Source organism: Faecalibacterium sp. 3, assembly GCF_048323735.1.
GTDB classification, from domain to species: Bacteria; Bacillota; Clostridia; order Oscillospirales; family Ruminococcaceae; genus Faecalibacterium; species Faecalibacterium wellingii.
On record NZ_JBLWFN010000001.1, the window covers coordinates 2025983 to 2048612 of the forward strand.

The following is a 22630-nucleotide window of genomic DNA, read 5'->3' on the forward strand; positions in this document are numbered from 1 at the left end:
TTTTCCCGTCTAGGCGGGTTTGGACTCTTCTCGTGAAAAAAGCGGTTTGGAGGTGTCCGCAGACACTTCCAAACCGCAAATAAAATCATGAAATTTCCGCTGTTTATGGCTAAAGCGTGCGCGGCGGCCATTCCAAATCGTTACTTCTCTTCTTCGGTCAGCTTATTGATCAGCATCTGATAGATCTCGTTGCCCTTGAGGATGAACTGCTTTTTGATCAGGTCAGCCGAAAGACGGTCGGGAGCCCCCAGCTCCAGACAGAACAGCTCCGCATCCAGCCCCTTCACGGTGCAGCGTACGGTGCAGTGACCGTCTGCCTTTTCGGTGATGCTGGCGCTGTACTTGGCCTCCTTGCGGGCCCAGGTCTGGCAGCGCAGCACAGCGGCCACAGCGCGTTCCCGCACACTGCGGGGCAGGTCGTAGGCAAGCTCCTGCGCCACCTTGCGGCCCTTATCGGTAATGGTGTAGCTGCCCTTTGTCAGGGTGACGAGTTGCTGCTTGGTGATATCGTCCAGACACGAGCCGATCTCAAAATAATTCACCAGAGCTTCTTCCATCAGGGCGTTTTCAATCTCCTGCCGGGCAATGGGTCCGGCATTTTTGACCAGATAGCACAGCAGCAGCCGGATCTCGGTGCTGCTGGTCAGCCCGCCGGGACGTACACCGGCGGTAAAAGCATCATTAGCGGCCATCGTTCCATACATCCCCCTTGCATTCCTTTTCTTTTATAGTATAAAGGGTTTCACGCCGGATTGCAAGCCGCAGCGGCAAAATCTGTCTCGATCCGCTTCGGGCTTTCCGGTGTGGAGTAGACCCACCGGTCAAGACGGCCCTCGGTGATGAAGTATTTCAGCTCGAACCGGTGGCGCTGGTTCAGGGAATGGTTCACGATCACCAGCTTGATCTTCATCTTTTCCGGCAGGATGTTCTTGATGTAGACGCTGACAGCCTGCCCGGGGGTCAGGTCGGCACAGCTCTCCGCAAGGCCGGCCAGATTGGGTGCGATCTCGATGAAGGTGCCGTATTCTTCCACGCTGCGCACGATGCCCACCACGGTCTCGCCCACGGTGAACCCGGCGGCGTTTTCCTCCCAGGTGCCCAGCAGCTCCCGGATGGTCAGCACAAAGCGGCCCTGCAGGTCCCGGCTCTTGATGGCGCATAGGATCTGCTGCCCCACGCTCACCCGGTCGGCAGGGGAGGAGATGCGGCTCACCGACATGCAGTCGATGGGCAGCAGGGCGCTGATGCCGCAGCCTACGTCACAAAAGGCACCAAAAGGTTCAATGTGGGTCACCGTGCAGGGCAGGATATCGCCGGGCTGCAGGGCGTCCAGATAGTCGGCCTTGCACATCCGCTGTGCCTCAGCACGGGAAAGCCGGTACACCGGCTGCCCGGTCTCGTCGGAGTCCAGCGACTCAATGACAAAGCAGGTGGGACGGCCTACCCGGGTCAGTACGGCAATGTCCCGCACGGTGCCGTTCTCGGCGCCGTCGGCGCACTGGGCAAAGGGCATCACGGCCTTCACTCCGCCCAGCTCAAACCGCAGCTGACGCTGGGTATCAAAGGCCAGAGCGGTGGATTGCAGGATCTCGCGGCTGGCCATGGCGGCACGCAGCTCGGCGGCGGTCATGCGGGCAGCAGAACGGTAGCTGCCTTCGGTACGATATGCATGCATCATCTTTCATTCCTCTTTCTGTTGTTTTTGGGAGCTGGACAGGTGCCGTCTGGGAAAGCCAGCTCCATTTCATTAAAACTTATGCATCTGCTATTGCGGATATTTGCATTTTATGTGGCTTTGCATTATACTATATTTGTATGCGCTGTGCCCGGCACACCGGGGGCGCGCACACGCGCCGCCTGCCCACAGACGACTGAAAAAGGCAGGCAGAAGGGAGAAGCCAAGGTTATGGACATTGCTGTAGGCGATACCATCCTCACCCGCAAAAAGCACCCCTGCGGTGCGCAGAGCTTTGAAGTGCTGCGCGTCGGCATGGATTTCAAGATCCGGTGCACTGGCTGCGGGCATGAGGTGATGCTGCCGCGTGCTAAAATTGAAAAGAACATCAAAAAGGTGATAAAGCCCGGGCAGGTCTAGCGTCCGGCACAGCTCGCATGGGAAACGTATGCCTTTGCATGTGCGGGTCTGAGACGTGCCCTGCCGGGGCGTCCTGCTGCGCTGCAGATGCAGATTTGAGTTGTTAGGAGAACTGCCGGAATTATGCCGAACATGTTTACCCAAATGGATGCTGTCTGCCATCGCTTTGAGGAGCTTTCCGTCCGCCTGAACCAGCCGGATGCCGCTGCCGACCCTGCGCTGTTCCGCAAGCTGATGCGGGAGTATCACGACGCAGAGCCTGTTGTGCAGGCCTACCGGGAGTGGCAGACTGCACAGGATCATCTGGAACAGGCAAAAGCCCTGCTGGAAGAGTCTGGTGCTCTTGACCCGGACTTTAAACAGATGATACAGCAGGAAATCAGCGAAAAAAGTCAAGATGTGGAAAAACTGGAAAATAATCTCAAAATTATGCTGCTGCCCAAAGATGTGAACGATGGCAAAAATGTCATTGTGGAGATCCGCAGCGGCGCAGGCGGCGAGGAAGCGGCCCTGTTTGCCCACAGCCTGCTGCGCATGTACACCATGTATGTGCAAAGCAGGGGATGGAAGCTGGAAATGCTCAACCTGAACGAGACCGAGCTTGGCGGCGTGAAGGAAGCCATCTTCTCGGTGGATGGTGCCGGGGCCTACAACCGCCTCAAGTACGAGAGCGGTGTGCACCGGGTGCAGCGCGTGCCGGAGACCGAGACCCAGGGCCGCATCCACACCTCCACCGCCACGGTGGCCGTTATGCCGCAGGCCGAGGAAGTGGACTTTGCACTGGATCTGAAAGACCTGCGCATCGACACCTTCCGTTCCTCCGGCGCGGGCGGTCAGCACATCAACAAAACCTCCAGTGCCATCCGTGTGACACATATCCCCACCGGCACGGTGGTAGAATGCCAGAACGAGCGCAGCCAGTTCCAAAACAAGGATAAGGCACTGGAGATCCTGCGCAGCCGCCTGCTGGCACAGAAACAGAAACAGCAGCAGGACGCCATCAATTCGGAGCGGCAGGGGCAGGTGGGCACCGGTGACCGCAGCGAGAAGATCCGTACCTATAACTTTCCGCAGGACCGCTGCACCGACCACCGCATCGGCCTGACCGTGCACAATCTGGATAAGATCATGGACGGCAATCTGGACGATGTGATCGATGCGCTTGCCACCCGGGAACAGACCGAAAAGCTGCAGAAGCTCAACGAACAGCACTGAAATACAATTTCAAAATAATACGTTGTACTGCTGAAATATGCTGAAAAGCAAAAACACTTTACAGATAGAAAGAACGATGATCCGTATGGAATTTAAGACTGAAGTTTTATCCGCTGCAGAAGAAAAAAGCATTGAAAAAGCGGCCGCCCTGCTGCAGAAAGGCGAGCTGGTGGCGCTGCCCACCGAGACGGTTTACGGCATTGCCGCCGATGCACGCAACGGCGAGGCGGTCAAAAAGATCTTTGTGGCGAAGGGACGTCCGCAGGACAATCCCCTCATCGTCCATGTCACCGGCCCGGAAATGCTGCCCGGCCTTGTCAGCGAGGTGCCGGAGCGCGCCCAGCTGCTGATGGCGGCGTTCTGCCCCGGCCCGCTCACCATCATCATGCCCCGCGGCCCGGAGGTGGCAGCGGAGTGCTGTGCAGGTCTGGACACCGTGGGCATCCGGATGCCCAGCCACCCGGTGGCCCGTGCAGTCATTGAAAAGAGCGGCTGCGCCTTTGCCGCCCCCAGCGCCAATCTTTCCGGCAAGCCCAGCCCCACCAACGCGCAGGATGTGTTCACCGATATGGACGGCCGCCTGCCGCTGATTTTGGACGGCGGCGAGTGCGATGTGGGCGTGGAAAGCACCGTGGTGTCGGTGGTAGGCGAAAAGCCCACCCTGTTCCGCCCGGGCCACATCACGCTGGAAGATCTGGAACGTGCCCTCGGTGAAGAGGTGGAGGTGTCCAAAGCCATTCTCGAAAAGCTGCCGGAGGGTGCTGTGGTGCGCAGCCCCGGCATGAAGTACAAGCACTATGCGCCCAAGGCAGATGTGACCCTGCTGGACGGCACCTTTGAGCAGTTCAAGGCATATGTGGACGCCCACGCTGACCAGAATCCCAGCTGCCTGTGCTTCACCGGCGAGGCAGAAAAGCTGGGTGTGCCCTGCGTGGAGTATGGCCGCGAGGGGGACGGTGCCGATCAGGCAAAGCACATCTTCCGCTCTCTGCGTGCGCTGGATGAGCAGGGCGATGCGGTGGTCTACGCCCGCTGTCCCAGAAAAGACGGCCTTTCCATGGCGGTGTACAACCGCCTGATCCGCGCTGCGGCTTTCCGGGTGATCGAGCTATGATCTGTTTGGGGATCACCGGCCGCAGCGGCTGCGGAAAATCTACGGTCACGGCGGTGTTTTCGGCCCACGGTGTGCCGCTGGCCGACGCCGACCAGATCAGCCGCGAAATATTGCTGCCCGGCTCGCCGCTGCTGCCAAAGCTGGCGCAGCGGTTCGGCGCGGACATTTTAAAACAGGACGGCACATTGAACCGCCGCCTGCTGGCCGACCGCGCTTTTGCCACCCCTGAGGGCAAAGCGGCGCTGGACAGCCTGACCCATCCGGAGATCGTCCGCCGCATCCGTGCGGCAAAGCAGGCGGCACTGGATGCCGGAGCACCGCTGTTCGTGCTGGATGGTGCGGTCATCGTGGGGACTGCGGCACAGGCCGAGTGCGACCGCCTGTGCGTGGTCACGGCACCTTTTGAGACCAGTGTGGCCCGCATCGTGGCCCGGGACGGCATTTTGGCTGAAATGGCTGCCCGCCGTTTGAACGCACAGACGCCGGAAACCGTGCTCACCGCACAGGCAGACTACGTTCTGCGCAACGACGCAGACCTTGCACATCTGCAGGCTGCGGCTGAGGAGCTGTGTGGGAAGCTTCTGGCAGAAGGAGGTGCGGGAAAAGAGCTTTGAACGAACGATATAACGAACAAGATCCTGCACCGCAGTACGACCCGGAGGCGGCCCGCATTCGCCGCGCTCTCCGCGCCCAGAAGGCACGCCGCCGCAAAAAAATGCGCAGCCGCAGGCTGTTCCTGCTGGGCATGGCGCTGATCCTGCTGTTTGTGCTGGTGCCCAACTTGTGGGGCAGGGCAGAACGGCTTTTATACCCCCGTAAGTACGAAGCGCTGGTGGAGCAGTGGGCCGACACCTACGACCTTGACCCGCTTCTGGTGGATGCCTTCATCCGCACCGAAAGCGGCTTTGACCCGCAGGCCACCTCCACTGTGGATGCCCGGGGCCTGATGCAGATGACCGAGGAGACCTTTATCTGGCTGCGCAGCAAGATCGCACCGGACGAAGGCCTGCTCTTTGCAAATCTCTACGACCCGGAGACCAGCATCCGGTTCGGATGCTATTACCTGCACCTGTGTATGGAGCGCTACAACGGCGATGTTGCCACTGCCGCTGCCGCTTATCACAGCGGGTGGGGCACGGTGGATGCTCTTTTGCAGATGGAAGAGCACTCCGCAGACGGCGAGACCCTGCAGGGCTTTCCCTATAACCAGATGAATCACTACGTAAAAAAGATCACTTTCTGCTATGCGGAATATCAGCGCATCTATGCAGGAAGCTGAGAGGAGATAAGAAAAATGAGCGAAAAACTTACCGCAAAGCAGGCTGCCGAACAGCTGCTTTATAAGCCGGAGTATGCTGCCGACAAGAACACCGGCGTGAAGAAGGAAACCGCAGCCTTTGCCGAGGGCTACAAGGCGTTTCTGAACGCCGCCAAAACCGAGCGCGAGGCGGCTGCCGTCAGCGAAAAAATGCTGCTGGAAGCCGGCTACGAAAAATTTGAGCCGAAAAAGACCTATGCCCCCGGCCAGAAGATCTACTTTGTGCAGGAGCACAAGGCGGTGGTGGCCGCTACCATCGGCCAGAAATCTTTTGAGGAGGGTTTCCGTCTGGTCATTGCCCACATCGACAGCCCCCGGCTGGACCTGCGCCCGAATCCGCTGTACGAGGCCGACCATTTCAGCTATTTCAAGACCCACTACTACGGCGGCATCCGCAAGTATCAGTGGGGCACCATGCCGCTGGCCATCCACGGCGTGTTCACCCGTGCAGACGGCTCCAGCGTTTCGGTGTGCGTGGGTGAGGATGAGAGCGACCCCGTGTTCTGCATCACCGACCTGCTGCCCCATCTGGGTGCCGAGCAGAACGACCGCAAGCTCAGCGAGGGCATCAAGGCAGAAGAACTGAACGTCCTCATCGGCTCCGATGCCGTGGAGGACGCCGACATCAAGGAAGCCGTCAAGCTCAACACCCTGATGCTGCTGCACGAAAAGTACGGCATCACCGAGCGGGACTTCACCCGTGCCGAGATCGAGGTGGTGCCCGCCTACAAGGCCCGGGACGTGGGCTTTGACCGCGCCATGGTGGGCGGCTACGGTCACGATGACCGGGTGGACGCCTATCCCGCACTGATGGCAGAGATCGAGACCAAAGACCCGGTGCACACCACCGTCTGCGTGCTGACCGATAAGGAAGAGATCGGCTCCGACGGCGTCACCGGCATGCAGAGCATGTATGTGTTCCACTTCATGCAGCTGCTGTGCCGCGCTGCCGGTCAGGACGATATCCTTGCCTTCCGCAACAGCGTCTGCCTGTCTGCGGACGTGACCGCTGCCTACGACCCGTCTTGGGCAGGTGCCTTTGAAAAGCAGAACGGCACCTACGCCGGCCGCGGTGTGGCATTCTTCAAGTATACCGGCAGCCGCGGCAAGAGCTCTGCCAGCGATGCCAACGCCGAGCTGGTAGGGGACATCACCCGCCTGCTGGACGCCAACGATGTGGCGTGGCAGATCGGTGAGCTGGGCCGTCTGGATCTTGGCGGCGGCGGCACCATTGCCAAGTATGTGGCAAACCGGGGTATTTCCGTGCTGGACATCGGTGTGCCGGTGCTGTCCATGCACTCGCCCTTCGAGGTCATCCACAAGACCGACCTGTACATGGCCTACTGTACCTTCTCGCTGTTCTGCCAGAACGCCGAATAAAGATTTAGCCCCGGATCGCCCGCAGCCGCGCGCATTCCGGGGCTTTTTTCAAAAAAATGCTTGACCTTCAAGTGTCTTTAAGGTGTAATGTGAGTGCGGAGGTGAAGCAAATGAACATCAAACAGGCTTCGAAACAAAGCGGGGTGTCCGCCCCCAATATCCGCTTCTATGAAAAAGAGGGGCTTTTGAACCCTGCCCGGCTGCCCGGCAACGATTACCGCGACTACACAGAACAGGACATCCGCACTCTCCGGTTCATCCGAATGCTGCGGATGCTGGATGTGCCGCTTCCGGTCATCCGGTCCGTGCTGGCGGGCGATGCACCGCTGGGGAATATTCTGCGGGAGCAGCAGACCGCACTGGAACTGCGCGCAAAGCAGCTGGAAGGGGCGGCGCGGTTTTGCGCCGAACTGGCCCGGCAGGACCCGTCTGCGGCGTCGCTGGATGTGGACGCCTGCCTGTCCCGGATGGAAGATCCCGCGCAGCCGCAGACGTTTTTCTCCGGCTGGGTGCAGGATTACCGCACGCTGGCACAGGTGCAGCATCAGAAGCACTTTTTCTTTATCCCGCAGGGCAGCATCAACACGCCGCAGGAGTTTACGGCAGCCCTGCAGGCGTATGCAGAGGAACGCGGGATGCAACTCAGCCTGACCAAAGAGGGAATGTACCCGGAGTTTTCGTTGGACGGGATCTCGTACAAAGCCTACCGCAACCCGGGCAAGTACCGTGACGAGGTCTGCTGCGACGCCGTCCATCCGGAACAGCTGAACACTGGACTGCCGTCCCGCCGGGAACGGCAGCTGCGGGTCCTGCGGGTCCTTCTGCCTGCGGCATGCACCTTTGCCGCCATCCTGACGGCAGGCTGGATCGCGACCGGAGGGACAGACTGGCTCTGGCTGGCGGCACTGGCAGCAGTGGGGGTCCTGCTGGGCCGATGCTTTGAACACCGCCTGTAACCGGGCTGGTCTGCTCAGTTCAGCGGCAGAGCCTCAGCAACGGTCAAAAAAGTGTAACCGTTGTCTGCATACCACCGGATGATGTCGGGCAGCGCCTCGGCGGTGGTGCGGGTGGTGGCGGAATCGTGCATCAGAACGATGCAGTTCGTCTGCTGCCCGGTCTCCCGCACCACATTGCGGTAAATGGTGTCCGCGCTTGGATGCCCGCCTACGGCGTCCTCGGCGCAGACGTTCCAGTCCACCCACTGCCAGCCCTTCTGCTCTACTTCGGCTTTCAACTGCTTCATCAGGCCTTTCCCGCCGTAGCGTCGGCTCACCGTGTTGGTGCTGCCGCCGGGGAACCGCAGATACCGGATGCTTTCTGCGTCCACATAGGGAGCAATGCGCTCCTTCAGCAGTGCAATGTCCGCCCAGTAGGCTTCGCTGCTGCGGTAAATATCGCTGTACTCGTGGGAAGCAGAGTGCAGTGCGATCTGATGCCCGGCGCTGACCGCTTCGGTGAGCAAGGGCAGATACTTTTCGTTGTGGCCGGTAGCCACCACAAAAAAGGTGGCGTGCACCCCTGCGGCGTTCAGGGTATTGAGCACATCCGGCGTGGTCTTGCTGGGGCCGTCATCAAAGGTCAGGCAGACCCACTTTTCCGGAAGGACAGGGGCAGCGGGCTCTGCCTGCACCGGAACAGAGATGGCAGGGGAGAGCACCGAGGTGTCCGGTACCGGGGTCAGATCCTGCGCCTGACAGCCGGTGACAACCGGCGGCGCAGCAGATACAAACCCCATGATAAGGGCAAACAACATCGTCACTGCCACTCTGGCCCGCCTGCGCCGGGCAAGGTATTCTGATCGTTTCAAGGGCAAAACCTCCTTTGCCTGCATGGCTTGCTCTTATCAGAATATGAGCGGCAGCAGATTCTATGAAAGACAGGAACCCAAAGAAAAAGCCGGTGCGTGCAGCATCGGCTTTTAAGCAGGAAGATTATAGAACAACTTGTATCAATAAAAACGGTGGAACGCTGAATTGTGCGGGAACGACACTCACCCCACCCGCTGCCGCTTATCCAGCCGCATCTTATCAGCTATCATTGCAATGAACTCGCTGTTGGTGGGTTTTCCGCGCAGGTTATGGATGGTGTAGCCGAAGTAGCTGTTGAGGGTGTCCACGTCTCCCCGGTCCCATGCCACCTCGATGGCGTGGCGGATGGCGCGCTCCACCCGGCTGGCGGTGGTGCCGTTTTTCTTGGCGATTTCCGGGTACAGGCGCTTGGTCACAGCGTTGATATACTCCGGCTCGTTCATGGTGAGCAGGATGGCATCCCGCAGGAACTGGTAGCCCTTGATATGGGCAGGCACGCCGATCTGGTGCAGGATCTCGGTCACGGTCAGTTCATCGCTGTCCACGCTGGTGTGCAGGATGCGGTTTTCCGTCCCGAGCGCAGCCTTGAGGACCCGGGCAGCAAGCACGGTCTCATCAAAGGGCTTTACAAAATAGTAGGAGAAGCCCTCATCCAGCAGTTCCTGAACCATTTCCTCGCTCTGGAAAGCGCCTGTCACGAAGAAGGAAGTGTGCCGTTCCCCGGCGGCATTGTAGCGCTGCTTGACTGCCAGGGCATCCAGCCCGGGCATAAAGGCATCCAGCAGCACTACCTGCGGACGCACAGCCAGCATTTTCTGCAGCACCTTGTTGCCGTCCTTTTCCACGACGGTCACATCCACACCCTTCTGCTCCAGTGCCTCACGGCAGGCGGCAGTAATTTGTGCACCAGTGTCTGACATCAAAAATCTCACTTTGTCCATGGTTGTTTCCTCCAATGTGTGCAGTTCCCTTAACACCATGGATTTTACCATAATTTTCCAGAACTTTCAACGGTTTATATTGGTAAATTTTGGCAAAGAAAATCGAAATGCGCAAATTTTTTTGCAAATCAGCTTTATGTCTGCGCGTCATCGTCTGTTTTTTCAATGGAATGCGCCTGTTTCAGCATGGTCTGCGCAAAAATGCCGTAGCCGCGTGTCGGGTCATTTACCAGTACGTGGGTCACGGCACCCACCAGCCTGCCGTTCTGCAGGATGGGGCTTCCGCTCATGCCCTGCACGATGCCGCCGGTCTTTGTCAGAAGCCTCCGGTCCGTCACATGCAGGATCATGTTGCGGTGCGGGTCGGCATCGTTTACCTTTTCAATGCGGATCTGGTAATGCTGGGGCGCTTCTCCGTCCACTGTGGTCCAGATCTCTGCATCGCCGGGCACGATCTCCTGCGCAAAAGCAATCTCTGCTTCCGGGCCGGAAAATACAGTGCGTGTCCGGCCATAGACCCCGGTCTCGCCGTTGATGCAGATACTGCCCAGCGCATGGGTGCTCAGAAAGCGGCCCTTCAGCTCACCCGGGCTGCCTACGGTGCCGCCGGTACACCCCACGATCTGGCAGGGGACGATCTCGCCGCTGCGCAGCGCAACGCTTTCGCCGGTATCACTGTCGCTGATGGGATGCCCCAGACCGGCAAACACCCCGGCATCGTTGTCCACAAAGGTCATGGTGCCTACGCCTGCGGAGGAATCACGCACCCACATCCCGGCACGCCACTGCCCGGCGGTGCTGTCCCATGCGGGCGTGAGCTGAGTCTGGAACTGTTCACCCTCGCGGATATAGATCAGCCGCACCGGGGCGCCTGCTGCGGCTTCCAGTGCATCGTGCACCGCATCGTTGGTCTCGGTCAGAACGCCGTCCATGCGCACCACGCGGTCACCCAGCCGGAGCCCGGCTTTCTTGGCGGGGTTTATGGTGCCTTTGGCCGTGTTCAGATCGGAAAAGCCCACGATGAGTGCGCCTTCTGAGAACATTTTGACTCCGAAAGGTGTGCCGCAGACTGTGACAGCAGGCCGGGTCTCCACAAGGGCGCGCACGGTTTTGATGGGCAGCCAGCCGCCCAGCGACAAAGTGACCTGATAGCTGCCAACAGCCTGCGTGCTGGCTGCATTGCGGGAGCCGGTGCTGCGCAGAGGCTCGATGAAGGAAAAGCGGGGCAGGGAAAGGGACTGCCCGGGCTCCAGCAGGATCTCAGAGGGCAGACTGTGCCAGAGCCATCCCAGCGCAGCCAGAATGGCAACCAGAAGATAAGCTGCCGCAATGCGGAAAAAGCGGCGGAGTTTTGCTCTGCGCATGGGGACCCCCTTCCGGCGTCGCAGAATGATACGACTGCCCGGCGATAGTATGCGCGGGAGCGGGTGAAAATATCAGTGCAGTGATTGACTTTTGTGCATGGAACTGATACTATATTAGAGCAGTTTCTTTAAAGCTACACAAATACACATTTGCGGGTATGGTGGAATTGGCAGACGCGCAGGATTTAGGTTCCTGTGCCGCAAGGCGTGTGGGTTCGACCCCCACTACCCGCATAAGAGAAAAAGCACGTTGGTTCGTTCGGAACTGGCGTGCTTTTTCTTTGCACCATTTTGCAGGCAGCGTTGGGTTTTGCGCTGTGTTTTTTTTGAAAACACCAAAATATAAACAAAAAATCCTACGGACATTGCGATTTTCAACGCAAATCCGTAGGATTTTTGGAGCTACTGACCTGATTCGAACAGGCGACCTGCTCATTACGAGTGAGCTGCTCTACCAGCTGAGCCACAGTAGCACACAGGCCTGATAACGGAAAATATTTTATCATACTTCCGGAATACTGTCAAGGCCGGATTTTTGCGCCTGGAATGGCGCGAAAGATGCATTTGATAAAATAAAACTGCCCTTCGAGAAAAACTCAAAGAGCAGCTATGACATAAAGTGAAAAATTACTTGAACAGCTTGCGGCCGATCCAGATGCAGACGCAGGCACCCACAACGGACACGAGGATCTCGCCCACGATGCCGGTAGCACTCAGGCCGATCAGGCCGAACAGGATGCTGCCCACAAAGCCGCCCAGAATGCCCAGCACAATGTTGCGCAGGGTGGAAGTTTCGCTGCCCATGATGCGGCCCGCAATGTAACCGGCCAGTGCACCGACCAGCAGACTGAAGATGAAACCTAACATATCAATACCTCCTGAAATTTATGATCCTGCCGTCTGCGTACCGGATTGCTCCTGCGCATAGCGGCAGATGGCCTTCAAACAACAGTGTTCGCATTCCGGTTTGCGCGCATTGCACACAGCCCGGCCATGCATCACAAAACGATGACACAGATCGCTGCCTTCCTCGGGCGGGATGATCTTCCACAGGGCCATTTCTACTTTCTGCGGTTCCTTGATGCCGTCCACAAGGCCGATCCTGTTGCACAGCCGGATGCAGTGGGTATCTGTCACGATGGCTGGCTTGCCGAACACATCGCCCATAATGAGGTTTGCGCTCTTGCGGCCCACGCCGGGCAGAGCCAGCAGTTCTTCAAAAGTGGCGGGGACCTGACAATCGTATTTGTCCCGCAGCATCCGCATACAGGCGGAGATATCCCGCGCTTTGGAGTGCCCAAGGCCGCAGGGCTTCACAATGGCTTCGATGTCCTCCGGTTCTGCGGCAGCCAGTGCGGCTACACTGGGGTACTTGGCGAACAGGTCCTCGACCACGATATTCACGCGGGCATCCGTACACTGCGCGGCCAGCCGGACACTGACAAGCAGCTGCCATGCATGGGCGTAGTCCAAGGTGCATCCGGCATCCGGATACTCTTTTTTCAGCCGGTCAATGACCTCCAATGCCAGAGCCTTCTTGGCGGTAAGATCCTCCGGCGCTTTTTGGCGAACAGACATTGTTCCACCTCCTTTGACAAAAAGCTAAGATGATAATACCATGTTTTGCATTTTTTGTAAACTGCAGCCGGGGATTATCTGAGAATGATTTTCAGATAAAGTATTGCTCTCGCCGCATAAATGCGATATACTATAGAAAAAACCGGGTTCTTTGCCCGGTATGGGAGGAGGGAACACGATGAACGAACCATTGGCGCAGCGCCTGCGGCCCAAAACTCTGGCAGACGTCTGCGGCCAGCAGCATCTGCTGGCACCGGACAGGGTGTTCCGCCGTACCATCGAGAGCGGGCGTATCCCCAATATGATCTTCTATGGCCCATCCGGCACGGGCAAGACCACCGTGGCCCGCATCATTGCAGAAAACAGCGGTATGACGCTGCACAAGCTGAACGGCACATCCTGCGGCACAGGGGACATCAAGGCGGTGCTCAAGGACATCGGTACGCTGGCGGGAGCGGGCGGCATCCTGCTGTATCTGGACGAGATCCAGTATCTGAACAAAAAGCAGCAGCAGAGCCTGCTGGAATGCATTGAGGACGGCTCGGTGACGCTGATTGCATCCACCACCGAAAATCCGTACTTCTACATTTATAATGCGCTGCTGTCCCGGTGCACGGTGTTCGAGTTCAAGGCCCTGTCTGCAGCGGATGTGGAGCGCGGTCTGCACAATGCGGTGCAGAAGCTCTCGGGAGACGGGGAACCGGAGCTTGATATGGACGAGGATGCCTGTGCCTACCTTGCAGAGAGCGCAGGCGGCGATCTGCGCAAAGCACTGGGCTGTCTGGATTTTGCGGTAACGGCGGCGCCCATCGAGGACGGAAAAAAGCACATCACACTGGAAATGATCCGCCAGGTCACCCGCCGCACAGCCATGCGCTATGACCGGGAGGGCGACGACCACTATGATATCGTGTCAGCCTACCAGAAGTCCATGCGCGGCTCTGATCCGGATGCGGCTCTGCACTATCTGGCCCGTCTGCTGGAAGCAGGCGACCTGCCCTCGGCCTGCCGCCGTTTGATGGTGTGCGCCTGTGAGGATGTGGGCCTTGCCTACCCGCAGATCATCCCCATCGTGAAGGCAGCGGTGGATGCCGCCAACATGGTGGGCCTGCCGGAGGCGCGGCTTCCGCTGGCAGACGCCGTTGTTCTGGTGGCCACCAGTCCCAAATCCAACAGTGCTCACGATGCCATCAATGCAGCCATTGCGGATGTGCAGGCGGGCCGCACCGGGCCTATCCCGCGGCAGCTGCAGAACAAACACTATGATGGTGAGGATGCACTGGTGAAGGGCCAGAATTACAAATACGCCCACGACTACGATCATCACTGGGTGGCACAGCAATACCTGCCGGATGCGATCAAAGATGTGAAATACTACACCTTTGGCGACAACAAAAATGAGCAGGCTGCCCGGGCCTACTGGGCAAAGATCAAGGGCGAAGAAAACGTCTGAACAAGACCTTTTGTATGAGGAGAAAGCAAAGGAGAAGTTATGCGATATTCCAAACAGCGCGAGCTGGTCATGCAGACCGTACAGGCCCTGTGCGACCACCCCACCGCCGAGGAGATTTATGATGCTGCGGTCAAGGAGTGCCCGGGCCTGAGCCTTGGCACCGTGTACCGCAACCTGAACAGTCTTGTGGATGCGGGCCGGGTACGCCGGGTCTCCATCCCGGGCAAGGCAGACCGCTTTGACCACACGCTGCCCTGGCACAGCCACCTGTACTGCACGGTATGCGGCAGCGTGACCGACGCCGAGGTGGACGAAGAACAGGTGATGAAGCTGGTCAGGAACCAGAAGGGCTGCGTGCAGGACTGCGCTGTGGTGCTCATTGGCGTGTGCGAAGCCTGCTGTGAGGCACAGATGCAGGAAAATATGCAGTGACCTTTGGGAAAATTGCGCACTACCCCTTGCCCGAAACGCGCAAAGAGCGTATACTAAAGAGAGCTTTCTGCAAAGGCAGAAAAAAGAGTTTCGCCGTGCGGGGAGAAGCTTCCCGGCGGAGAAGGATGGTTTGATTGGAATACATTAGTTTTGAACATAATAACATCGCCGCTGAGCTGGTAAAGCAGGCCTATGATACGCCGCCGCTGGCCTTTGTGCACAGCTATGGCTGTCAGCAGAACGTGAACGACGGCGAGCGGATCAAGGGCGTGCTGATGGACATCGGCTATGGCCTGTGCGATAAGCCCGAGGACGCCGACCTGATCCTCTTCAACACCTGCGCCGTGCGTGAGCATGCCGAGCAGCGTGTGTTCGGCAACGTAGGTGCCCTGAAGGGACTCAAGGAAAAAAAGCATGACCTCATCATCGGCCTGTGCGGCTGCATGGCGAATCAGAAGCATGTGGTGGAAAAGCTGCGTAAGAGTTACCCCTATGTAGACCTTGTGTTTGGCGTGGATGGCATCGACACCCTGCCGCAGCTCATTGCCCAGAAGCTGCAGAAGCACAAGCGTGTGCTGATGGAGCCCGCCCAGCGCCCGGTCATCGTGGAGAATATCCCCATCCGGCGTGAGAGTGAGTTCCGCGCATGGCTGCCCATCATGTACGGCTGCGACAACTTCTGCACCTACTGCATCGTGCCCTATGTGCGCGGCCGCGAAAAGAGCCGCAAGCCCGGCGATATCCTTGCCGAGTTCCGCGGTCTTGTGGAGGCAGGCTATAAGGAGATCACATTGCTGGGGCAGAACGTCAACAGCTACGGCAAGGGACTGGAAGAAAAGGTGGACTTTTCCGATCTGCTCAACCTGCTGTGCACGGTGCCCGGCGATTACCACATCCGCTTTATGACCAGCCACCCCAAGGACGCCAGCCACAAGCTGATCGACACCATTGCCGCTCAGCCGAAGCTGTGCAGGCACCTGCACCTGCCGGTGCAGTGCGGCTCGGATGAACTGCTGAAGAAGATGAACCGCCACTACACCGTGGAGCAGTATCTTGAGCTCATCGAATACGCCCGCAAAACGGTGCCCGGCATCACCTTTTCCAGTGACATCATCGTTGGCTTCCCCGGCGAGACGGAGGAGGATTTTGTCAAGACGCTGGAGCTGGTGCAGAAGGTGGGCTATATGCAGCTGTTCACCTTTATCTATTCCAAGCGCACCGGCACCAAGGCTGCCGAAATGCCCGATCCCACTCCCCGCAAGGAAAAGACCGATCGCATGACCCGCCTGCTCAAGCTGCAGGACGAGATCGCCATGGCGCTGGTCAAGGCGCAGGTGGGCCAGACCGTGAAGGTGCTGGTAGAGGGCTTCGGACGCAGTGAGGGAAGCCTTTCCGGCCGGCTGGATAACAACCTGACCGTAGAATTTGCCGCAGACGCTTCCCTGATGGGCAGCTATGCCAATGTACATCTCACGGGCGCACGGGCGACTGTGCTGCTGGGTGAGCTTGCCTGAGTGATTCCGGGGCAGTGCCCCTGAACATATAAATAAGAAGGAGACCATTCAAATGGATTGCATTGATCTTTTCAAGCGCGCAGCCGTTGCGCTGCAGACCGATAGCCGCTACCTCGTTCTGGATCAGACCCGCAAGGCAAACGATAAGGACGAAGAGCTGCAGAACATGATCGGCGAATTCAACCTCGCCCGCATGGATCTGAACAACGAGATCGGCAAGAGCGAGCGCAACGATGCCCGCATCGCCGAGCTGAACGAGAAGGTGAACAACCTGTACGGCCAGATCATGGGCAACGAGGGCATGGTGGCTTACAACGAGGCCAAGCGCGACTGCGAGAACCTTGTGAACTATATTGATGCCATCATCAACACTGCCATGAATGGCGGCGACCCCATGACGGTACAGGAGCCTTCTGCTTCCTGCACCGGCAGCTGTTCCACCTGCGGCGGCTGCCACTGAGAAGTTCATTTCATAACGCATGAACACCGGTGTGCCGGTGCTTTCTTCCGGCAAAACAGCCGCAGCCTGATTTTTGGCAGGCTGACGAGAGATGCGGGATGAAAACGACTTTCGAGCCAAAAACTTCGACAGAACGCGGCTGTGCAAAACAGACCGCGTTTTGTTTGCCGCAGCGGTTACAAGCCGCAAACTATGCACAGAACGGGAGAGGGAAATAACATGGCAGAGCTGTCGCCCATGATGCAGCAATATCTTGAGATCAAAAAACAGCATAAAGACGAAATTCTCTTTTACCGCATCGGTGACTTTTACGAGATGTTCTACGATGATGCCCTCACGGCATCCAAAGAGCTGGATCTGACCCTGACCGGCAAGCAGTGCGGTCAGGCCGAGCGTGCGCCCATGTGCGGTGTGCCCTTCCACAGCTACGAAGGCTATGTGGCCCGGCTGATCGCCAAGGGTTACAAGGTGGCTATCTGTGAGCAGGTGGAGGACCCGGCCAAAGCCAAGGGCCTTGTCAAGCGGGACATCATCCGTGTGGTCACGCCCGGCACGGTCATTGAGAGCAGCATGCTGCAGGACGACCGCAATAACTACATTGCCAGCATCTTCCTCAAGGGGAAAAAAGCCGGTTTGTGCTTTGCAGATGTCTCCACCGGCACGGCGCATATCACCGAGCTGAACGCGGATAAAACGGCACCGGCTGTGATCACAGAGCTGTGCCGCTATCATCCCAGCGAGGTTCTGATGAATCCGGGCCTTCTGGACTGCCGCGAGGTGACGGCGTACATCAAAAAGAACATGACCTGTTCGGTGGAGCTGATCGAAGAGGAACGCTATGCGCCGGGCCTTGTGGCGGCATCGCTGGAAAATCAGTTTGGCCGCGACTGGACGCAGACCACCGGCATTGCCGCCGACGGCCTTGTGCGCTTTGCCATGGCAGCGCTTCTGGAATACCTCCACGATACCCAGATCAAGGGCGTCGAGCGTCTGAAAACGGTCATCAGCTACAACAAGGCACAGTTCATGCGGCTCTCGCCGGTGACACGCGCCAATCTGGAACTGACCGAGACCCTGCGCGGCCGCGAAAAGCGGGGAACGCTGCTCTGGGTGCTGGATAAGACCAGCACCTCCATGGGCAAGCGTATGCTGCGCAGCTGGATCGAGCAGCCGCTTGTTTCCAGCGCACTCATCAACCACCGCCTGAACGCTGTGGAAAGTCTGGTAAAGCAGACCATGGCCCGGGGCGATCTTGTGGAAGAGCTGCACTACATTGCGGACATGGAACGCCTGATGACCCGAACGGTCTATGGCTCTGCCACACCCAAGGAAATCTATACGCTGGCCCAGACCTGCGACCGTCTGCCCGGCCTGCGCAGGCAGGCTGAAGCCTGCAGCTGCCCGGAGCTTTCCGAGCTGGCAGCACAGATCGACCCGTTGGAGGATATCAAGGCCCGCATCTACGCAGCGGTGGACCCGGAAGCACCTTCCACCCTCAAGGATGGAGGTGTCATTGCCAAAGGCTACCATGCCGAGGTGGACGAGCTACGCTCCATCCGCGATAACACCAAGGGCGTTCTGGCACAGCTGGAAGCCCGTCTGCGGCAGGAGACCGGCATCCCCAAGCTGAAGATCGGCTATAACCATGTGTTTGGCTACTATATCGAGGTCAGCAATTCCTACAAGGCACAGGTGCCGGAGACCTACATCCGCAAGCAGACCCTGACCAGCGGCGAGCGCTACATCACGCAGGAGCTCAAGGAGCTGGAAAGCAAGATCTTAGGTGCGCACGAGCGGCTGATCACGCTGGAACACCGCCTGTTCAGCGAATTGCTGGAAAGCATCAGCGCTCAGCTGGACCGCATCCAGCGCACGGCAAACGCGGTTGCAGAGCTGGATGTTCTCACTGCGCTGGCGCAGGCAGCGGCAGAAAACAACTATTGCCGCCCCGTTGTGGACGACAGCGACGAGCTGACCATCACGGAGGGACGTCACCCTGTGGTAGAGCAGATGCTCAAGGGCAGCCTGTTTGTGCCCAACGACACCACCCTCAACTGCACCACCGACCGCTGCCTGATCATCACCGGCCCCAATATGGCGGGTAAATCTACGTATATGCGTCAGAATGCACTGATTGCACTGATGGCGCAGATCGGTTCCTTCGTGCCGGCATCCAGCTGTCATGTGGGCGTGGTGGATGCCATCTTCACCCGCATCGGCGCGTCGGACGACCTGTCTGCCGGTCAGTCCACCTTTATGGTGGAGATGACCGAGGTGGCAGAGATCCTGAAAAATGCCACCTCCAGAAGCCTTGTGGTGCTGGACGAGATCGGCCGCGGCACCTCCACCTTTGACGGCATGAGCATCGCCCGTGCGGTGGTGGAGCATATTTCGGACCCGGCCAAGGGGCTTGGCTGCAAGACCCTGTTTGCCACCCACTACCACGAGCTGACCGAGCTGGAAGGCAGCGTGGACGGCGTGAAAAACTACAATATTGCAGTGAAAAAACGCGGCGAGGACATCACCTTCCTGCGCCGCATCGTGCGCGGCCCTGCGGATGACAGCTACGGCATTGAGGTGGCAAAGCTGGCAGGCCTGCCCGGCAGCGTGACCCGCCGCGCCCACGAGGTGCTGCGTGCACTGGAAGCTTCCGCTCCCAAAAACAAGGTGGAGCAGATGGATTTTGACGCATTGCAGGAGTACAACTCTCCGGCGGTTCCCAGTGAGATGATGGAGAAGCTGGAAGCACTGGATGTGGAAACGCTGACCCCCATTGAAGCACTGAACTTCCTCTACGAGCTGAAAAAGACCCTGAAGGGCAGCCTGAACAGCTGATAGCCTGCCCGAAAAAACCATAAGGAGGGAACACCATGGCAGTGATCCATGTTCTGGATAAGCACACCGCCGAGCTGATTGCCGCTGGCGAGGTGGTCGAGCGGCCTGCGTCAGTGGTCAAGGAGCTGCTGGAAAACTCCATCGATGCCGGAGCTGCGCAGGTGACGGTCAGCATTGAATCCGGCGGCGTCAAGCTGATCGAGATCAGCGACAACGGCACCGGCATTGAGGCGGAATACATTTCCACGGCGTTTATCCGCCATGCCACCAGCAAGATCGAAAAGCCGGATGACCTGAACAGCATCCATACGCTGGGCTTCCGCGGCGAAGCACTGGCATCCATTGCCAGCGTGGCGCGTGTGGAGCTGACCACCCGCACCGAGGCAGACGAGTTTGCCACCGTCTACCGCATCGAGGGCGGGGAAGAGATCTCCCGGGAGCCGGGTGCCCGTGCGGTGGGCACTACCATCCGGGTGAGGGACCTGTTCTACAACACCCCCGCCCGCATGAAGTTCCTCAAAAAGGACTCTTCCGAGGGCACCTTTGTGGCGGATACGATCGCCCATGTGGCCCTCAGCCACCCGGAGGTCAGTGTCAAATTCATCCGGGAGGGCAAGCTGCAGTATGTCACCCCCGGCGATGGTCAGCTGCGCAGCGCGGCCTATGCGGTTCTGGGCCGGGAGTTCAGCCGGGACCTCATCGAGCTGAAAAATCAGGAGGGCGTGTACCGCATCACCGGCCTGATCACCCCGCCCAAAAGCTGCCGCGCCAGCCGGAGTATGCAGCATTTTTACATCAATGGCCGCTATGTGCGCAACCGCACCATGATGGCTGGCATGGAAATGGCCTTCAAGGGCACCATGATGCAGGGCAAGTTCCCGGGCGGCATCCTTCTGCTGGAAATGCCGGCAGACCTTGTGGATGTCAACGTCCATCCGGCAAAGGTGGAAGTGCGTTTTGCCCGGGAAAATGATATTTTTGATGTGGTCTACCACGCCGTCAAGCTGGCACTGGCTCAGCCCGGCACCGGCGAACGGCTTTTCATCTTTGATGCAGATGAAAAGCCTGAGAGTGAAAAAACAATCGATAAAAAGATTGAAAATGATGTAAAGCATGACAACTTTACAGGACTTTCTGCCATCATTCCCGGGCAGGCGGACCCGGGCACCCTGCCCCAGCAGCGCCGGGAACCGGCAAAAACGGAGGAACGGCCCGCTCTGCGGCCGGAGCCGGTAGGAAAAGCCGCGCCGACCGCTGTGCCCCGCTGGCCGAGCGGCACGCAGAATGCTCCCATGCTGGACCCCTTCGTGACGCTGCACAGTCCGGAAACAGAAAGCCACCGGACGGCAGAACCCTTCCGTGCTGCAGCCAGCGAGGCACAGCTGGACGTAGAGCCGGAACTGGCTGGACAAGAGGATGCAAAAATCCATGCGGCGCAGGATCACATGGCGGCATGGGATGCAGCGCCTGCGGTACAGGAAAACAAGTCGGTGCCTTCCGCGCCGGAGAGCCCGGATGAACCGGCAGAGCAAAAGCATACCGCTGCTGCATGTCCGGCAGAAGAACTGCCAGTGGAAGCAGCAGAGCCGGAGCAGCTGAACTTTGACCCGACAGCCGGTCAGCCGGAACCGCTGCACTATGTGGGTGAGGTGTTTAAGACCTACATCCTTGCAGAGCGCGGAGACGAGCTGTGCCTGATCGATAAGCATGCTGCCCATGAACGCCAGCTCTACGAGAAGCTGGCGGCCAGCTACGGCAATGTGCCCGGCCAGCTGCTGCTGGAGCCTGCTGCCATCGATCTGTCGGCAGAGGAAAAGCAGGCGCTGCTGGACAACATTCCGCTGCTGGAAAATGCAGGACTGGAAATTGCAGATTTTGGCGGGAACACGGTCGTGCTGCGGGCAGTGCCTGCAGATGTGGAGCCGCAGAATGCAGAAAGTCTGCTGGTAGAGATCGCAAATAAGCTGCTCAAGGGCGGCCATGATGCGCTGAATGAGCACACCGAGTGGGTGCTGCATTCCATCTCCTGCCGTGCAGCCATCAAAGCGGGGGATAAGTCCTCGCCGCAGGAGCTGCTGGCGCTGGCCGAAAAGATCCTTTCCGGCGAGGTGCCGCCCTTCTGCCCGCACGGACGCCCCTGCGTACTGAAATTGACCCGAAAGGAGCTGGAAAAGCAGTTTGGACGCATCGTATAAACATCCGGTCGTAGCCGTTGTGGGCCCGACGGCCACAGGCAAAACCGCTCTCGGCGTGGCGCTGGCAAGGCGCTTTTCCGGCGAGGTCATCAGCTGCGATTCCATGCAGATCTATCAGGGTCTGGACGTCGGTACCGCAAAGGTGACGCCGGAGGAGACCTGCGGCATCCCGCACCACGGCGTGGACATCCTGCCGCCGGACAAAACTTTCAGTGTGGCAGATTTTACGGCTATGGCCGCAGCGCTGGAACAGGAAATCACGGCACGGGGAAATCTGCCCATCCTCGTGGGCGGCACAGGCCTGTATGTCCAGAGCTTTCTGTACGGGGTGCGCTTTGCCGAGGAAAAAACGCCTGTCGGCCTGCGGGAGCAGCTGGCGGCAGAGCTTGCCGAAAAAGGCGGCGCGGCCATGTACGAAGAGCTGCGCCGGGCCGACCCGGAGGCCGCAGCGGCCATCCACCCGAACAATCAGGTGCGCGTGCTGCGCGCACTGGAACATTACCGCGCTACGGGCAGGCGTCTCAGCGAACAGAAGGCAGACTCCCTTCCGCAGGAACGGCCCTACCGCAGCCTGATCCTGGGACTGGATTTCCCGGACCGTGCGGCCCTTTACCGCCGCATCGATCTGCGGGTGGACAAGATGCTGGAAGCGGGCCTTCTGGCAGAGGCAGAGTACGTCTGGCGCAGCCGCGAACGCTTCCGCACGGCGGCGCAGGCCATTGGTTATAAGGAATTCTTCCCGTATTTTGAAGGTACGGCTCCGCTGGAAGCCTGTACAGATAAACTCAAGCAGGCGTCCCGCAACTATGCCAAGCGCCAGCTGACATGGTTCCGCCATATGGACGGTGTGGTCTGGCTGGATGCCGGTGCACCGGATGCGGCAGAAACTGCCATCCATCAAGTGAGTGAATTTTTATCGAAGAGGTGA

21 protein-coding genes and 2 tRNA genes are annotated in these 22630 nt (G+C 58.8%); 15 read left to right on the forward strand and 8 right to left on the reverse strand.

Annotated elements, in window-relative coordinates:
• Positions 1-140: 140 nt before the first annotated feature.
• Positions 141-692 carry a DUF4364 family protein gene (locus tag ACNSPV_RS09670; RefSeq protein WP_316543760.1) on the reverse strand — a complete coding sequence of 184 codons (552 nt, stop codon included), beginning with the start codon at positions 690-692 and terminating at the stop codon, positions 141-143.
• A 50-nt stretch (positions 693-742) separates the two neighbouring features.
• Positions 743-1678 (reverse strand): S1 RNA-binding domain-containing protein, encoded by a 936-nt coding sequence (locus tag ACNSPV_RS09675; RefSeq protein ID WP_348583576.1) that lies wholly within the window; start codon positions 1676-1678, stop codon positions 743-745.
• Between the two features lie 228 nt (positions 1679-1906).
• Between ACNSPV_RS09675 and ACNSPV_RS09680 the strand changes: the two genes are divergently transcribed.
• The 7 genes from ACNSPV_RS09680 to ACNSPV_RS09710 all read left to right on the forward strand — a co-directional run bounded on the left by ACNSPV_RS09680 (position 1907) and on the right by ACNSPV_RS09710 (position 8078).
• Complete coding sequence (locus ACNSPV_RS09680) at positions 1907-2095, forward strand: DUF951 domain-containing protein (protein WP_339394797.1); 189 nt, start codon at positions 1907-1909, stop codon at positions 2093-2095.
• A gap of 123 nt (positions 2096-2218) precedes the next feature.
• Complete coding sequence (gene prfA, locus ACNSPV_RS09685) at positions 2219-3310, forward strand: peptide chain release factor 1 (RefSeq protein ID WP_249238634.1); 1092 nt, start codon at positions 2219-2221, stop codon at positions 3308-3310.
• A gap of 85 nt (positions 3311-3395) precedes the next feature.
• Positions 3396-4424: an L-threonylcarbamoyladenylate synthase gene (locus ACNSPV_RS09690; RefSeq protein WP_348583575.1), complete on the forward strand. Its 1029-nt coding sequence runs from the start codon at positions 3396-3398 to the stop codon at positions 4422-4424.
• Positions 4421-5038, forward strand: coding sequence for a dephospho-CoA kinase (gene coaE, locus ACNSPV_RS09695; protein WP_348583574.1), 618 nt, complete (start codon positions 4421-4423; stop codon positions 5036-5038). Before ACNSPV_RS09690 ends, coaE begins: the two co-directional genes overlap by 4 nt.
• Positions 5035-5703 carry a lytic transglycosylase domain-containing protein gene (locus tag ACNSPV_RS09700; protein ID WP_348583573.1) on the forward strand — a complete coding sequence of 223 codons (669 nt, stop codon included), beginning with the start codon at positions 5035-5037 and terminating at the stop codon, positions 5701-5703. The genes coaE and ACNSPV_RS09700 overlap by 4 nt, the downstream gene beginning before the upstream one ends.
• A gap of 15 nt (positions 5704-5718) precedes the next feature.
• Positions 5719-7122, forward strand: a complete 1404-nt coding sequence (locus ACNSPV_RS09705; protein WP_348583572.1) for an aminopeptidase — start codon at positions 5719-5721, stop codon at positions 7120-7122.
• A gap of 110 nt (positions 7123-7232) precedes the next feature.
• Positions 7233-8078 (forward strand): MerR family transcriptional regulator, encoded by an 846-nt coding sequence (locus tag ACNSPV_RS09710; protein ID WP_348583571.1) that lies wholly within the window; start codon positions 7233-7235, stop codon positions 8076-8078.
• 14 nt (positions 8079-8092) lie between these two features.
• On the opposite strand, the gene ACNSPV_RS09715 is transcribed toward ACNSPV_RS09710, so the two are convergent.
• The 3 genes from ACNSPV_RS09715 to spoIVB all read right to left on the reverse strand — a co-directional run bounded on the left by ACNSPV_RS09715 (position 8093) and on the right by spoIVB (position 11235).
• The gene (locus tag ACNSPV_RS09715; RefSeq protein WP_348583570.1) at positions 8093-8929 is read right to left on the reverse strand and encodes a polysaccharide deacetylase family protein; all 837 of its coding nucleotides are present in this window, start codon (positions 8927-8929) and stop codon (positions 8093-8095) included.
• Positions 8930-9112: 183 nt separating this feature from the next.
• Entirely contained in the window at positions 9113-9871 is a 759-nt protein-coding gene (gene spo0A, locus ACNSPV_RS09720) for a sporulation transcription factor Spo0A (protein ID WP_249238640.1), read from the reverse strand.
• Between the two features lie 134 nt (positions 9872-10005).
• A complete protein-coding gene (gene spoIVB / locus ACNSPV_RS09725; protein WP_348583569.1) occupies positions 10006-11235 on the reverse strand; it encodes a SpoIVB peptidase in 1230 nt (409 codons plus the stop codon).
• A gap of 152 nt (positions 11236-11387) precedes the next feature.
• Between spoIVB and ACNSPV_RS09730 the strand changes: the two genes are divergently transcribed.
• A tRNA-Leu gene (locus ACNSPV_RS09730) sits at positions 11388-11469 on the forward strand.
• 163 nt (positions 11470-11632) lie between these two features.
• Here ACNSPV_RS09730 and ACNSPV_RS09735 read toward each other — a convergent pair.
• The 3 genes from ACNSPV_RS09735 to ACNSPV_RS09745 form a co-directional block, all read right to left on the reverse strand.
• A tRNA-Thr gene (locus ACNSPV_RS09735) sits at positions 11633-11708 on the reverse strand.
• Positions 11709-11862: 154 nt separating this feature from the next.
• Positions 11863-12102 carry a GlsB/YeaQ/YmgE family stress response membrane protein gene (locus tag ACNSPV_RS09740; protein WP_249238651.1) on the reverse strand — a complete coding sequence of 80 codons (240 nt, stop codon included), beginning with the start codon at positions 12100-12102 and terminating at the stop codon, positions 11863-11865.
• Positions 12103-12120: 18 nt separating this feature from the next.
• Positions 12121-12813, reverse strand: a complete 693-nt coding sequence (locus tag ACNSPV_RS09745) for an endonuclease III (protein ID WP_348583568.1) — start codon at positions 12811-12813, stop codon at positions 12121-12123.
• A 178-nt stretch (positions 12814-12991) separates the two neighbouring features.
• On the opposite strand from ACNSPV_RS09745, the gene ACNSPV_RS09750 reads away from it, so the two are divergent.
• The 7 genes from ACNSPV_RS09750 (at position 12992) to miaA (ending at position 22630) form a co-directional block, all read left to right on the forward strand.
• Entirely contained in the window at positions 12992-14266 is a 1275-nt protein-coding gene (locus ACNSPV_RS09750) for a replication-associated recombination protein A (RefSeq protein WP_348583567.1), read from the forward strand.
• Positions 14267-14305: 39 nt separating this feature from the next.
• A complete protein-coding gene (locus ACNSPV_RS09755; RefSeq protein WP_249238654.1) occupies positions 14306-14698 on the forward strand; it encodes a Fur family transcriptional regulator in 393 nt (130 codons plus the stop codon).
• Positions 14699-14832: 134 nt separating this feature from the next.
• Complete coding sequence (gene miaB, locus ACNSPV_RS09760) at positions 14833-16212, forward strand: tRNA (N6-isopentenyl adenosine(37)-C2)-methylthiotransferase MiaB (RefSeq protein ID WP_348583566.1); 1380 nt, start codon at positions 14833-14835, stop codon at positions 16210-16212.
• Between the two features lie 52 nt (positions 16213-16264).
• Positions 16265-16672 (forward strand): YlbF family regulator, encoded by a 408-nt coding sequence (locus ACNSPV_RS09765; RefSeq protein ID WP_348583565.1) that lies wholly within the window; start codon positions 16265-16267, stop codon positions 16670-16672.
• Between the two features lie 219 nt (positions 16673-16891).
• A complete protein-coding gene (gene mutS / locus ACNSPV_RS09770) occupies positions 16892-19507 on the forward strand; it encodes a DNA mismatch repair protein MutS (protein ID WP_348583564.1) in 2616 nt (871 codons plus the stop codon).
• 35 nt (positions 19508-19542) lie between these two features.
• Complete coding sequence (gene mutL, locus ACNSPV_RS09775) at positions 19543-21702, forward strand: DNA mismatch repair endonuclease MutL (RefSeq protein WP_348583563.1); 2160 nt, start codon at positions 19543-19545, stop codon at positions 21700-21702.
• On the forward strand, positions 21686-22630 hold the full coding sequence (gene miaA, locus ACNSPV_RS09780) for a tRNA (adenosine(37)-N6)-dimethylallyltransferase MiaA (RefSeq protein WP_348583562.1): 945 nt from the start codon (positions 21686-21688) through the stop codon (positions 22628-22630). Before mutL ends, miaA begins: the two co-directional genes overlap by 17 nt.